This window comes from Aquincola sp. J276 (genome assembly GCF_024700035.1).
In the GTDB taxonomy this organism is placed as follows: domain Bacteria; phylum Pseudomonadota; class Gammaproteobacteria; order Burkholderiales; family Burkholderiaceae_C; genus Aquincola; species Aquincola tertiaricarbonis.
Genome location: NZ_JAJONC010000001.1, coordinates 3,059,171 through 3,071,600, shown reverse-complemented (window position 1 = coordinate 3,071,600; position 12,430 = coordinate 3,059,171). Strand labels below are relative to the sequence as shown.

General features: G+C 67.0%; 14 protein-coding genes and 1 pseudogene. 4 read left to right on the top strand and 11 right to left on the bottom strand.

The window, feature by feature from the left end:
• Nucleotides 1–237: 237 nt before the first annotated feature.
• Entirely contained in the window at nt 238–1,317 is a 1,080-nt protein-coding gene (hemE, locus tag LRS14_RS14130; protein ID WP_257799943.1) for a uroporphyrinogen decarboxylase, read from the bottom strand.
• A gap of 42 nt (nt 1,318–1,359) precedes the next feature.
• Entirely contained in the window at nt 1,360–2,157 is a 798-nt protein-coding gene (locus LRS14_RS14125) for a hypothetical protein (protein WP_046113330.1), read from the bottom strand.
• A gap of 95 nt (nt 2,158–2,252) precedes the next feature.
• On the opposite strand from LRS14_RS14125, the gene LRS14_RS14120 reads away from it, so the two are divergent.
• From LRS14_RS14120 to LRS14_RS14105, 4 genes are all read left to right on the top strand, one after another.
• On the top strand, nt 2,253–2,888 hold the full coding sequence (locus LRS14_RS14120; protein ID WP_046113329.1) for a LemA family protein: 636 nt from the start codon (nt 2,253–2,255) through the stop codon (nt 2,886–2,888).
• A gap of 4 nt (nt 2,889–2,892) precedes the next feature.
• Nucleotides 2,893–3,882, top strand: coding sequence for a TPM domain-containing protein (locus LRS14_RS14115; protein WP_310740831.1), 990 nt, complete (start codon nt 2,893–2,895; stop codon nt 3,880–3,882).
• A complete protein-coding gene (locus LRS14_RS14110) occupies nt 3,882–4,403 on the top strand; it encodes a TPM domain-containing protein (RefSeq protein WP_257799942.1) in 522 nt (173 codons plus the stop codon). Before LRS14_RS14115 ends, LRS14_RS14110 begins: the two co-directional genes overlap by 1 nt.
• Nucleotides 4,404–4,559: 156 nt before the next feature.
• Nucleotides 4,560–5,042 (top strand): FxDxF family PEP-CTERM protein, encoded by a 483-nt coding sequence (locus tag LRS14_RS14105; RefSeq protein ID WP_083440563.1) that lies wholly within the window; start codon nt 4,560–4,562, stop codon nt 5,040–5,042.
• Between the two features lie 107 nt (nt 5,043–5,149).
• Here LRS14_RS14105 and LRS14_RS14100 read toward each other — a convergent pair whose 3' ends face one another.
• The 9 genes and pseudogenes from LRS14_RS14100 to LRS14_RS14060 form a co-directional block, all read right to left on the bottom strand.
• Nucleotides 5,150–5,569 (bottom strand): F0F1 ATP synthase subunit epsilon, encoded by a 420-nt coding sequence (locus tag LRS14_RS14100; RefSeq protein WP_046113327.1) that lies wholly within the window; start codon nt 5,567–5,569, stop codon nt 5,150–5,152.
• A gap of 19 nt (nt 5,570–5,588) precedes the next feature.
• Nucleotides 5,589–6,992: pseudogene (gene atpD / locus LRS14_RS14095) on the bottom strand (F0F1 ATP synthase subunit beta); the annotation flags it as partial.
• Nucleotides 6,993–7,015: 23 nt separating this feature from the next.
• Nucleotides 7,016–7,894 carry a F0F1 ATP synthase subunit gamma gene (gene atpG, locus LRS14_RS14090; RefSeq protein ID WP_257799941.1) on the bottom strand — a complete coding sequence of 293 codons (879 nt, stop codon included), beginning with the start codon at nt 7,892–7,894 and terminating at the stop codon, nt 7,016–7,018.
• Nucleotides 7,895–7,906: 12 nt separating this feature from the next.
• Nucleotides 7,907–9,460 (bottom strand): F0F1 ATP synthase subunit alpha, encoded by a 1,554-nt coding sequence (gene atpA / locus LRS14_RS14085; RefSeq protein WP_257799940.1) that lies wholly within the window; start codon nt 9,458–9,460, stop codon nt 7,907–7,909.
• A gap of 34 nt (nt 9,461–9,494) precedes the next feature.
• A complete protein-coding gene (locus LRS14_RS14080) occupies nt 9,495–10,019 on the bottom strand; it encodes a F0F1 ATP synthase subunit delta (RefSeq protein WP_046113323.1) in 525 nt (174 codons plus the stop codon).
• Between the two features lie 4 nt (nt 10,020–10,023).
• Entirely contained in the window at nt 10,024–10,494 is a 471-nt protein-coding gene (locus LRS14_RS14075) for a F0F1 ATP synthase subunit B (protein WP_046113322.1), read from the bottom strand.
• 40 nt (nt 10,495–10,534) lie between these two features.
• Nucleotides 10,535–10,786, bottom strand: a complete 252-nt coding sequence (gene atpE / locus LRS14_RS14070; protein WP_046113321.1) for a F0F1 ATP synthase subunit C — start codon at nt 10,784–10,786, stop codon at nt 10,535–10,537.
• 58 nt (nt 10,787–10,844) lie between these two features.
• The gene (atpB, locus tag LRS14_RS14065; protein ID WP_046113320.1) at nt 10,845–11,729 is read right to left on the bottom strand and encodes a F0F1 ATP synthase subunit A; all 885 of its coding nucleotides are present in this window, start codon (nt 11,727–11,729) and stop codon (nt 10,845–10,847) included.
• A 28-nt stretch (nt 11,730–11,757) separates the two neighbouring features.
• Nucleotides 11,758–12,237 (bottom strand): ATP synthase subunit I, encoded by a 480-nt coding sequence (locus LRS14_RS14060; RefSeq protein WP_046113319.1) that lies wholly within the window; start codon nt 12,235–12,237, stop codon nt 11,758–11,760.
• Nucleotides 12,238–12,430 lie beyond the last annotated feature (193 nt).

The window sequence follows — 12,430 nt, the reverse complement described above, 5'->3', positions numbered from 1 at the left end:
CCCCGAATTTCTGTGGATATCTTTGTGCAGAAGCTGATGGCAGACGCGCTAAATGCTTGATTCGCCGGGCAGGCATGACAGGTTGCCCACAAAAGCGGCAGAGCCGCATCGCCAAGAAAATCAAGCACTTAGAACAAGGCCCCCAGCGCTGGCAGCCGGCCTGGAAATCTGCAAAAGGCGCCATGCGAGAACGCCGATCTGGGGATAAGTCAAGCTTTCCAGCGCTCGGCCGGTGGCTTACGCGCCCTGCCGCAGGGCGCGTGAATGCCGGTGCACTTCATCTACCAACGCGCTGACGGCGTCCGGCGGCGTGTGCTGCGAGATGCCGTGCCCCAGGTTGAATACATGGCCGCCACCGGCCGGCGGGCCGAAGCGGTCCAGCACCCTGCGCGCTTCGGCCCGCACGGCCTGCTCGCCGGCAAACAGCACCATCGGATCGAGGTTGCCCTGCAGGGCCACGCGGTCGCCCACGCGGGCACGGGCGGCGCGAAGGTCAGTCGTCCAGTCGAGGCCGATCACGTCGGGGCCCAGCGCGGCCACCTGCTCCAGCCACTGGCCGCCGCCCTTGGTGAAGACGATGCACGGCACGGGTTGGCCGTCGGCGTCCTGGCGCTTCAGCGCCGCCAGGACGCGGGCCGTGTAGGCCAGGCTGAATGCCTGGAAGGCGCCATCGGCCAGCACGCCACCCCAGCTGTCGAACAGCATGACCGCCTGGGCGCCGGCGTCGATCTGCGCATTGAGGTACTGCGCCACCGCCTCCGCATTGATGGCCAGGATGCGATGCAGCAGGTCGGGCCTGGCGTACAGCATCGTCTTGATGCGGCGGTAGTCGTCGCTGCCCGCGCCTTCCACCATGTAGCAGGCCAGGGTGAATGGGCTGCCGGAAAAGCCGATCAGCGGCACCCGCCCGTTCAGCGCCTGGCGGATGGAGCGCACCGCATCGAAGACGTAGCGCAGCTTGTCCATGTCGGGCACGGCCAGCGCGTCCACCGCCGCCTCGTCGCGCACTGGAGTGGCGAATCGCGGGCCTTCGCCGATGGCGAAGCTTAGGCCCAGGCCCATGGCGTCGGGCACCGTGAGGATGTCGGAGAACAGGATGGCCGCATCCAGCGGAAAGCGCTCTAGCGGCTGCAGCGTCACCTCGGTGGCATAGGCCGGGCTGGTGGCCAGGCCCATGAAGCTGCCTGCACGCGCGCGGGTGGCGTTGTACTCCGGCAGGTAGCGCCCGGCCTGGCGCATGAGCCAGATGGGCGTGTGGTCTGTGGGCTGGCGCAGGCAGGCGCGCAGGAAGCTGTCGTTTTGCAGAGGGGCTGGCATCGGCGGATTATCGGCGCCGGCCGCCTTGGCGTGGCGCGGCAGCTACATGCGGCGGGCGCGCTCGTGGGCCGGGGGCAGCGCCTCGCCGGCCAGCCAGGCACGTGCGAGTGCGGCCGCATCGGCCTGCTGGGCCGCCTGCCACACCAGTTCCGCCGGCACCACCCGGGTGCCGCCTGGCGCATCGGCCAGACCGCGGGCCAGCTCCGCCGCGAACTCGGCCACCTTGGCCGCGCGCACCGGCAGGTCGCGCTGCGGCACCATGAAACGCAGCTGCGACAGCATCAGCTCGGCCACGCGGGCCAGTGCACCGCCAGCGGCCTGGCGCTGCGGTGCGCGCGCCGGCCGCATGAACACCACGTGCCGGAAGCCCAGGGCCGCCACGGCCTGCTCGTCCAGCGTGGCCAGGCCCGCCTTCAGCGCTTCGGGCGCCCGGGCGGCGTCGTGCGGCAGCACCACCAGCAGGTCCTGGATGCCGGCGTCGTGCATCCATGCAGCCAGCGCCGGCAGGTCTTGCGGCATGGGCCGGTGCATGGCCGCCTCGCGGCCGTTGGCATGCCGGGGAGCGTCCAGCACCACCACGCCCGTGGCGGCACCGAAGGCCGACAGCGTGGCGACGTCCGCCGGCCAGGGCAGCGTGCACATGCCGCGCAACGTGGGTTGCAGCGGCTGCACCGTGGTGATGGCCACCTGGGCAAAGCCACCGCGGCCGAGGAGCTGTTCGAGCACCGCGGCACCCAGCGCGCCGGCGGCGCCGGCCACGACGGCGCGGCGCACGGCGGGGGCGGTACTCGGGGCGGGTTGGCGGGCGCCACGCAGGGCATCGTGCAGGGAGGTGGTCATGTGGGCCCAGTATGTGCCCTGCGCTTGAAAGCGCGCCGTGACGCGCGCACCTAGAGCAGCGGGGTAGCATGCCCCGAAACAGGAGGAAACCCCCGATGCGCACTCCCCGAACCGCCGCCCGCAGCGTCCTGGCGGCCACCGTGCTGAGCACTGCCGCCCTGTTGTCCGGCTGCGGCTACAACGACTTCCAGCGCCTGGACGAAGAGACCAAGGCCAGCTGGAGCGAGGTGCTGAACCAGTACCAGCGCCGCGCCGACCTCATCCCCAACATCGTGAACACGGTGAAGGGCGAGGCGGCCTTTGAACAGGAGACGCTCACCCGCGTCATCGAGGCGCGTTCGCGTGCCACCTCGATCCAGGCCACGCCCGAGCTGATCGAGAACCCCGAGGCATTCCAGAGATTCCAGGCCGCACAGGGCGAGCTAAGCAGCGCCCTGAGCCGGCTGCTGGTGGTGTCCGAGCAGTACCCCAACCTGAAGGCCAACCAGGGCTTCCAGGACCTGCGGGTGCAGCTGGAAGGCACCGAGAACCGCATCACCGTGGCCCGCAACCGCTACATCAAGACGGTGGCCGACTACAACGTGCTGGCTCGCAGCTTCCCCACCAACCTCACGGCCAAGATCTTCAGCTACGAGGTCAAGCCCAGCTTCACCGTGCAGAACGAGGCGCAGATCTCCACGCCGCCGACGGTGGACTTCGGCAAGCCGGCCGCGCCCGCGGCATCGAGGTAAGCGCATGCGCGCCGCGCTGGCGCTCTTCCATCCCTCGCTTGCACCGGCCCGGGCCCGGCTGCGGTGGCTGGCTGGCTGCCTGCCCCTGCTGGCGATGACGCTGGCGCTGCTGTGGCCGGCCGTCGCCCTGCACGCCCAGCCCGCGCTGGTGCCGGTGCCTGCGCTCAGCGGCCGGGTGATCGACCAGACCGGCACCGTCACCCCCGAACAGGCCGCCGCGCTGGACGCCAAGCTGGCCGGCTTCGAGGCCCAGCAGGGGCCCCAGATCGTGGTCGTCATCGTGCCCACGACACAACCGGAGGACATCACCGACTTCACGCAGCGTCTGGGCGACGCCTGGAAGATCGGCCGCCGCGAGGTGGGCGACGGCCTGCTGCTGGTGGTGGCCAAGAACGATCGCAAGGTGCGCATCGCACCGGCCAAGGCGCTGGAGGGCGCAGTGCCGGACCTGGCCGCGCGCCAGATCATCGAGCGCACCATCGTGCCGGCCTTCCGGGCGAACGACTATGCGGGCGGCCTGCAGGCCGCCGTGGACGCACTGATTGCCCGCATCCGCGGCGAGAACCTCCCCGCGCCGGAGGCGGCGCCCGCCAGCAGCGGCGACGCGCAACCCGGCCCGCAGTGGGAAGAGTTGATGTTGTTCTTCTTCGTCGGCGTGCCGGTCGTGGGCGCAGTGCTCACCGGCGTGCTTGGGCGCAAGCTGGGCTCGGTGGTGACGGCGGGCGCCGCCGGTGGCCTGGGATGGCTGCTGTCGGCCAGCCTGCTGATGGGCGGCGCGGTGGCGGTGGTGTCCCTGGTGCTGGTCGGGTTGCTGGGCGTGGGTAGCGCCGGGCGCCGCGCTGGCGGCCTGCGGCGCGGTGGCCGGGCGGGCATTCCACCCATCATCTTCGGCGGCGGCGGCTTTGGCGGGGGTAGCGGCGGCTTTGGCGGCGGCGGGTTCTCTTCCGGCGGTGGCGGCGATTTTGGCGGCGGCGGCGCCTCGGGGGACTGGTGATGGCACGGCAACATCGCTCCCGCTGGCTGAGGCTGCTGCGGCACCGCCTGCTCGACGAATCCGACGTCAGCCGCGCACTGGACGCCGAGGCGATGGCTCGGCTAGAGGCTCGCGTGGAAGCCAGTGAGCGCCGCCATACCGGCGAGATCCGCTTGGCGGTGGAGGCCGGACTGCCCCTGTCCTATCTGTGGAACGACCTCAGCGCGCGTGACCGCGCGGTCACGCTCTTCGGCAAGCTGCGGGTATGGGACACCGAGCAGAACAACGGCGTGCTCATCTACCTGCTGATGGCCGACCACGCCATCGAGATCGTGGCGGACCGGGGACTGTCACGCGCGGTGGACTCGACGCAATGGCAGTCGATCCTGCACGGCATGCGCGAGGCGTTCCGTGCCGGCCGGTTCGAGCAGGGCCTGAACCAGGCCATCGACGCGGTGGACGCGCTGCTCACGGCCCGTTTTCCGGCCGGTGACAGTGACGTTCCGCACAATGAACTGCCGGATACCCCATGGACACCTTGACACAAACTTTCGGGAACCCTGCCCCCGTTCAGGGGGAAACCCGAACATTGGCGCTCTTCTTGCTGCACTGCAACCGGCGTGATGCCGTTGCTGCACCGTATTTCGGCCTGATGGGCAGGCCGGGGGTTCAGTGGCACATCAGGAGGAGCCATCTTCATGAAGCAAGTTCTCAAGCAATCGGCCGTACTGGCTGCAGTCGTTCTGGCCTGCGCACAGGCCAATGCGGCCTCGACGACCGTGTTCACCACCTTCGGTGACTCCATCACCTCGGGCGCTGACCACGCTTTCGCCGTCGTGGCTGGTTCGTTCGTGGACACGTTCTCGTTCACCCTGACGGGCGAGAGCACCATCGAAGCCGGCCTGACCGCCGTGCTGCCCTCGTCGTTCTCGGCGGGTTTCTTCGAACTGTCGAGCTTCACGTCGCCGGGCTCCATCGCCAGCGGCTCGATTGGCTCCACCTTTACGGCAAATCTTGCCGCTGGTGACTATTTCTACACGGTCAAGGGTGTCGGCACCCCGGGCAGCACCTACGCCCTGAAGTCGGTCGTGGCCGCCGTTCCGGAACCCGAAACGTACGCCCTGTTCCTGGCTGGCCTGGGCGCCATCGGCTTCATGGCCGCTCGTCGCCGCTCGAACTGAGCGTAGGCAACTGCCTCGCCTTGCCGCCCTCACCGGCGGCAGGCAAAGAAAAAGCGGGCCTCGGCCCGCTTTTTTGTGCCCGACGGCGCCGTCGCGCCGCGGGTGACTTACTTGTTGCCGCGGAATTTGCGCAGCGCCGCGAGCTGGGCCGCCATGGCGGCGAACTCGCTCTGTGCCGCCGCGAAGTCGATGTCGGTCTTGGCGTTCTTCATCGCCTCCTCGGCCGCCTTCTTGGCCTCGGCCGCCTTGGCCTCGTCCAGGTCATGGCCGCGGATGGCGGTGTCAGCAAGCACCGTCACGGTGCCAGGCTGCACCTCGAGGATGCCACCCGCCACGAACACGAACTCTTCCTCGCCGTTGTCGGCGCGCTCGATGCGCACCGCGCCGGGCTTGATCCGGGTGATCAGCGGCGTGTGGCGGGGCAGGATGCCCAGCTCGCCGTTTTCGCCCGGCAGTGCGACGAACTTCGCCTCGCCCGAGAAGATGAGCTCCTCGGCCGAAACGACATCCACGTGTAGGGTGGCCATGTCGATGCTCCGCGCTTACTGCAGCTTCTTGGCTTTTTTCGACGGCTTCTTCGATCGTGCCGACCATGTAGAAGGCCTGCTCGGGAAGGTGGTCGTATTCGCCGGCCACGATGGCCTTGAAGCCCTTGATCGTGTCCTTCAGCGACACGTACTTGCCAGGCGAGCCGGTGAACACCTCGGCCACGTGGAACGGCTGCGACAGGAAACGCTGGATCTTCCGGGCACGTGCCACGGCCAGCTTGTCTTCCGGCGAGAGCTCGTCCATGCCCAGGATCGCGATGATGTCGCGCAGTTCCTTGTAGCGCTGCAGGATGCCCTGCACGGCGCGGGTGGTGTTGTAGTGCTCTTCACCCACCACGTTCGGGTCGACCTGGCGAGAGGTCGAGTCGAGCGGGTCCACGGCGGGGTAGATGCCCAGCGCGGCGATGTCACGCGACAGCACGACGGTGGCGTCCAGGTGGGCGAAGGTGGTGGCAGGCGACGGGTCGGTCAGGTCGTCCGCAGGCACGTACACGGCCTGGATCGAGGTGATCGAGCCGACCTTGGTCGACGTGATCCGCTCCTGCAGGCGGCCCATTTCCTCGGCCAGCGTCGGCTGGTAGCCCACGGCGGAAGGCATGCGGCCCAGCAGTGCCGACACTTCGGTACCGGCCAGGGTGTAGCGGTAGATGTTGTCCACGAAGAAAAGCACGTCACGGCCTTCGTCGCGGAACGACTCGGCGATGGTCAGGCCGGTCAGGGCCACGCGCAGGCGGTTGCCCGGCGGCTCGTTCATCTGGCCGTAGACCATGGCCACCTTCGAGTCCGGCAGGCTCTCGAGGTTGACGACGCCCGAGTCGGCCATCTCGTGATAGAAGTCGTTGCCCTCGCGGGTACGCTCGCCCACACCGGCAAACACCGACAGGCCGCTGTGCGCCTTGGCGATGTTGTTGATGAGCTCCATCATGTTCACGGTCTTGCCGACGCCGGCGCCACCGAACAGACCCACCTTGCCGCCCTTGGCGAACGGGCAGATCAGGTCGATCACCTTGATGCCGGTTTCCAGCAGCTCGGTCGACGGCGACAGCTCGTCGTACGTCGGGGCCTTGCGGTGGATGGACGCGGTGAGTTCCTGGCTCACGGGGCCGCGCTCGTCGATCGGCGAGCCCAGCACGTCCATGATGCGGCCCAGGGTGGCCTTGCCGACCGGCACCGAGATGGCGGCGCCGGTGTTGTAGACCATGGTGCCGCGGCGCAGGCCGTCGGACGACCCCAGCGCAATGGTGCGCACCACGCCGTCGCCCAGCTGCTGCTGCACTTCCAGCGTCAGCGCCGAGCCTTCCATCTTGAGCGCGTCGTACACGCGCGGCATGTTCTCGCGGGGGAATTCAACGTCCACCACCGCGCCGATGCATTGGACGATCTTGCCTTGGGCTTGCGTCATGTCAGTTCCTTTAATCTTTTCCGTCACACTGCAGCGGCGCCGCTGACGATCTCGGAGAGTTCCTTCGTGATCGCTGCCTGGCGGGTCTTGTTGTAGACCAGCTTCAGCTCACCGATCAGGTTGCCGGCGTTGTCGGTGGCGGCCTTCATGGCAACCATCCGGGCCGACTGCTCCGACGCCATGTTCTCGGCGACAGCCTGGTACACCAGCGCCTCGATGTAGCGGGTGAGCAGGTCGTCGATCACCGTGGCGGCATCGGGCTCGTAGATGTAATCCCAGCCGTAGGCCTGCTTCTCTTCCGCGGTCTGCGCCAGGCGCGAGCTGTCGAGCGGCAGCAGCTGCTCGATCACCGGCTCCTGCCGCATCGTGTTGATGAAGCGGGTGTAGCAGAGGTAGACCTTGTCGACCTTGCCCTCGACGAACGCATCGAGCATCACCTTGACGGGGCCGATCAGCTTGTCGAGCACCGGCGCATCGCCGAGCTGCACCGCGTGGCTCACCACCGGTGCGCCCATGCGGTTCAGGAAGCCGTAGCCCTTGTTGCCAATGGCCACGGCCTGCGCCTTGAAGCCGGCGGCCTGGTCCTCACGCATGCGGGCCGTGACGGCACGCAGCACGTTGGTGTTCAGGCCACCGCACAGGCCCTTGTCGGTCGTGACGACGACATAGCCCGCGACCTTCGACGTGCCGTCGGTCCGCATGTAGGCCGACTGGTACTCGGGGTTCGCGTTCGACAGGTTGGCCGTGATGTTGCGGATCTTGTCGCTGTACGGACGCGCGCCGCGCATCCGCTCCTGCGCCTTGCGCATCTTGGAAGCGGCGACCATTTCCATGGCCTTGGTGATCTTCTTGGTGTTTTCCACCGATTTGATCTTGCCGCGTATTTCCTTGCCGACAGCCATCTCGGGCTCCTGTTAGGCGAACGACTTCTTGAACGAAGCGACCGCGTCCGTCAGCTTGGCCTCGGAATCCTTGCTCAGCGCCTTTTCGGTTTCCAGCGTCTGCAGCAGGGCCGCGTGGCTGGTCTTCAGGTGCTGGTGCAGGCCGTGTTCGAAGGCCAGGATCTTCTTGACCTCGACGTCGTCCATGTAGCCCTTGTTCACCGCGAACAGCGTGGCAGCCATCAGGCTGATGGGCAGCGGCGAGTACTGGGCCTGCTTCAGCAGCTCGGTCACGCGGGCACCGCGGTCCAGCTGCTTGCGGGTGGCGGCGTCCAGGTCGGAGGCGAACTGCGCGAAGGCGGCCAGCTCACGGTACTGCGCCAGGTCGGTACGGATACCGCCGGACAGGCCCTTGATCAGCTTGGTCTGGGCGGCACCACCGACGCGCGACACCGAGATACCGGCGTTGATGGCGGGGCGGATACCGGCGTTGAACAGGCTGGTTTCCAGGAAGATCTGGCCGTCGGTGATCGAGATCACGTTGGTCGGCACGAAGGCGGACACGTCGCCGGCCTGCGTTTCGATGATCGGCAGCGCCGTCAGCGAACCCGTCTTGCCCTTGACTTCACCCTTGGTGAAGGCTTCGACGTAGTCGGCGTTCACGCGGGCGGCACGCTCCAGCAGGCGGCTGTGGAGATAGAACACGTCGCCGGGGAAGGCTTCGCGGCCCGGCGGGCGGCGCAGCAGCAGCGAGACCTGGCGGTAGGCCACGGCCTGCTTGGACAGGTCGTCGTACACGATCAGCGCGTCCTGGCCGCGATCGCGGAAGTACTCGCCCATCGTGCAGCCCGAGTAGGCCGACACGTACTGCATGGCAGCGGATTCAGAAGCCGAGGCGGCCACGACGATGGTGTAGTCCATCGCGCCGGCTTGCTCCAGCGCGCGCACCACGTTCTTGATCGACGAAGCCTTCTGGCCGATCGCAACGTAGATGCAGGTCATGTTCTGACCCTTCTGGCTGATGATCGCGTCGATCGCCACGGCGCTCTTGCCGGTCTGGCGGTCGCCGATGATCAGCTCGCGCTGGCCACGGCCGATGGGCACCATCGAGTCGATCGACTTCAGGCCGGTCTGCACCGGCTGGTCCACCGACTTGCGGGCGATCACGCCCGGGGCGACCTTCTCGATCACGTCGGTCAGCTTGGCGTTGATCGGGCCCTTGCCGTCGATCGGCTGGCCGAGCGCGTTGACCACGCGGCCGATCAGCTCGGGGCCGACCGGCACTTCCAGGATGCGGCCGGTGCACTTGACCGTGTCGCCTTCGGAGATGTGCTCGTACTCGCCCAGGATCACCGAGCCGACCGAGTCGCGCTCGAGGTTCAGTGCCAGGCCGTACGAGGGCTGGCCGTCCTTGCCGGCCGGGAACTCGAGCATCTCGCCCTGCATCACGTCCGACAGGCCGTGCACACGCACGATGCCGTCGGTGACCGACACGACGGTACCCTGGTTGCGGATGTCCGACGAGGCTTGCAGGCCCTCGATGCGGCTCTTGATCAGTTCGGAAATTTCAGCGGGATTCAGTTGCATAGCTTTCTCCGGTCGGCCGCGGGGCCGAGGACACTCAGGCGGTGAGCGCGACCTTCATCTGTTCGAGACGTGCCTTCACCGAGGTGTCGAGCACTTCGTCGCCCACGACGACGCGGACGCCGCCGATCAGCGCCGGATCGATCCAGACGGTGGGATTGAGCTTGCGCCCGAAGCGCCTTTCGAGCGCAGCCACCATCTCGGCCAGAGCGGTGTCGTCGATCGGGAAGGCGCTGTAGATGGCTGCGTCGGAAATGCCCGAACGGGCATTGACCAGCGCATGGAACTGGGCAGCGATCTCGGGCAGCGCGGCGAGCCGGCCGTTGTCGATCACGGTGCGCAGGAAGTTCTGCAGCGCCGGCGACAGCGGCTGGTTGGCCACCGACGTGATCAGGTCATAGACCTGGTCGGGCTGGGCCTTCGGGTTGTCGGCGAACTGCTGCAACCGGGCATCGGCCGCCACGGCGGCCAGTGCGTTCAGTTGCTGTGCGGTCTGCGCGTCGCCGCCGGCCTTGAACAGCGCCTCGGCATAGGGCCTCGCGATGGTTGCAAGCTCGGCCATGGCGTCAGAGTTCCGTCTTCAGGCGCTGCAGCAGATCGGCATGCACGCTGGCATTGACCTCGCGACGCAGGATCTGCTCGGCACCCTTGACGGCCAGCGCAGCCACCTGCTCGCGCAGGGCTTCGCGGGCCTGGACGATGGCCTGGTCGGCCTCGGCCTTGGCGGCGGCGACGATCTTGGCACCTTCGTCGTTGGCGCGTTGCTTGGCTTCCTCGACGATGGACTGGGCCAGGCGCTCGGCGTCGGCCAGGCGCTTGCCGGCGTCGTCGCGCGCAGCGCTCAGCTGCTGCTCGACGCGCTGGTTGGCTTGCGCCAGCTCGGACTTGGCCTTGTCGGCCGCAGCCAGGCCATCGGCGATCTTGCGGGCCCGCTCATCCAGCGCCTTGGTGATCGGCGGCCAGATATAGCGCATCGAGAACCAGACGAGGATCGCAAAGACAACCGCCTGCAGGAACAGGGTCGAATTGATGTTCACGGCACGATCCTTTCGCTCGTGAAAGGGTCAGGGCGGGAAATCAGGCGGCCAGCTGGAACGGATTCGCGAAGGCGAACAGCAGCGCGATGGCGACGCCGATCAGGAACGCAGCGTCGATCAGGCCGGCCAGGATGAACATCTTGGTTTGCAGGTCGTTCATCAGCTCAGGCTGGCGAGCCGACGATTCCAGGAACTTGCCACCCATCAGGGCAATGCCGATCGATGCACCGATGGCGCCGAGACCGACGATCAGACCGCAGGCGAGGGCGACGAGGCCGAGGATGTTTTCCATGTTGTGCTCCTAAGGAGAGTTTTGGTGAGAAAGGAAGGAAACGAGAGAAAGAACGGGATCAGTGCGCGTCGTGCGCCTGACCGACATAGATCAGCGTGAGCATCATGAAAATGAACGCCTGCAGCGTGATCACCAGAATGTGGAACAGGGTCCAGACGGTCCCGGCCACCACATGCCCGACGCCCAGCCAGAAGCCGCCGGACAAGGGGTTGAATTGCCACGCCCACACGCCACCCATCAGCGCGATCAGCATGAACACGAGTTCACCGGCAAACATGTTGCCGAACAGCCGCATGCCGTGCGAGACGGTCTTGGCCAGGAACTCAATCATCTGCATCAGGAAGTTGACCGGGTACAGGAACCACTTGTCGCCGAACGGCGCCGCGATCAGCTCATGCGACCAGCCGCCCAGGCCCTTGATCTTGATGTTGTAGAAGATGCAGACCAGCAGCACGCTGCACGACAGGCCCAGCGTGGTAGACAGGTCGGCGGTGGGCACCACGCGCATGTAGTCGGCCTGGCCCATGGCGGGGCCGACGTTGTGCCAGATGCTGGGCAGCAGGTCGACCGGCAGCATGTCCATGAAGTTCATCAGGAAGATCCAGACGAACACCGTGAGTGCCAGCGGTGACACCAGCTTGCGGCTGTTGGCGTTGTGGATCACGCCCTTGGCCTGGTTGTCCACCATCTCGACCATGATCTCCAGCGCGGCCTGGAAGCGGCCCGGCACGCCCGAGGTGGCAGCGCGCGCGGCACGCCACAGCACGAAGCAGCCCAGGATGCCCAGGAGCACCGAGTAGACCAGCGAATCGAGGTTGAACACGCCGAAGTCCACGATCGAGGTCTGCTTGGCAGGCTCGAACGACAGGGTCTTCTGCAGGTGCTGGAGGTGGTGGACGATGTACTCGCCGGCGGTGGGCGCGTGTCCTTCTGCTGCTGCCATCTCTGTTTGAACCTGTAGTCTTATCGTTTCACCGTCCGCGCCACAACAGCGCGACCCAGTACGTTTTCAAGCACAGCACCAGGGCGACCAGCAAAGCCGGCCAGCTCAGATGCGGCAAAAGCTTTGGTGCCAGCACAAGCAGCGACACCGAAACCAGCAACTTCACCAACTCCCAGATCATGAAGCTCACGGCTCCGGACCCGGGGGCTGTGGCACTCAGCCTGCTGGTGATTCCGCGCGCCATCACGGCACCCGGCAACACCACCACACCGGCACCGTACAACGCCGACCAGAACGCGCTCGACTCCCGTGTCACAGCCCACGTCACGAGGGCGATGACCACGCCCACCAGGGCCTGGAACCTCACCACCCGCCACGGCGAAATCGCCGGGTGCCGCTCGCGCCAAGCCTGGGCCTCTTCGGGCGACAGGCTCTTGGCCTGCTGCTCGTCGACCTCATCTTGTCCGGTATCGGCCCACGTGTCCGAGCGGTGCGTCCGTTCTGACATCGTGCTGCTCTCTCTTACCGGCCAGTGGCAAAGCGGCGGGAGTATACGGTCAAACCCGTGCTTTTCCCGGCATCCCACCCTCTTGCTGCGGATTGACCTCCGAACGTGTCTTCACGTAAGGCAGCGTTGCTCGGCCCAGCGTGCTGAAATGATCGGCCCCGAGATCCGGAACCGCCGCCGCCCGCGGCCTTCC

Coding starts and splice junctions, on each gene's coding strand:
- atpG (WP_257799941.1), bottom strand. CDS start 7,894: ATGGCTGTCGGCAAGGAAATACGCGGCAAGATCAAATCGGTGGAAAAC.
- LRS14_RS14060 (WP_046113319.1), bottom strand. CDS start 12,237: ATGTCAGAACGGACGCACCGCTCGGACACGTGGGCCGATACCGGACAA.
- atpA (WP_257799940.1), bottom strand. CDS start 9,460: ATGCAACTGAATCCCGCTGAAATTTCCGAACTGATCAAGAGCCGCATC.
- LRS14_RS14120 (WP_046113329.1), top strand. CDS start 2,253: ATGCGCACTCCCCGAACCGCCGCCCGCAGCGTCCTGGCGGCCACCGTG.
- atpE (WP_046113321.1), bottom strand. CDS start 10,786: ATGGAAAACATCCTCGGCCTCGTCGCCCTCGCCTGCGGTCTGATCGTC.
- LRS14_RS14125 (WP_046113330.1), bottom strand. CDS start 2,157: ATGACCACCTCCCTGCACGATGCCCTGCGTGGCGCCCGCCAACCCGCC.
- LRS14_RS14080 (WP_046113323.1), bottom strand. CDS start 10,019: ATGGCCGAGCTTGCAACCATCGCGAGGCCCTATGCCGAGGCGCTGTTC.
- atpB (WP_046113320.1), bottom strand. CDS start 11,729: ATGGCAGCAGCAGAAGGACACGCGCCCACCGCCGGCGAGTACATCGTC.
- LRS14_RS14110 (WP_257799942.1), top strand. CDS start 3,882: ATGGCACGGCAACATCGCTCCCGCTGGCTGAGGCTGCTGCGGCACCGC.
- LRS14_RS14100 (WP_046113327.1), bottom strand. CDS start 5,569: ATGGCCACCCTACACGTGGATGTCGTTTCGGCCGAGGAGCTCATCTTC.
- LRS14_RS14115 (WP_310740831.1), top strand. CDS start 2,893: ATGCGCGCCGCGCTGGCGCTCTTCCATCCCTCGCTTGCACCGGCCCGG.
- LRS14_RS14105 (WP_083440563.1), top strand. CDS start 4,560: ATGAAGCAAGTTCTCAAGCAATCGGCCGTACTGGCTGCAGTCGTTCTG.
- hemE (WP_257799943.1), bottom strand. CDS start 1,317: ATGCCAGCCCCTCTGCAAAACGACAGCTTCCTGCGCGCCTGCCTGCGC.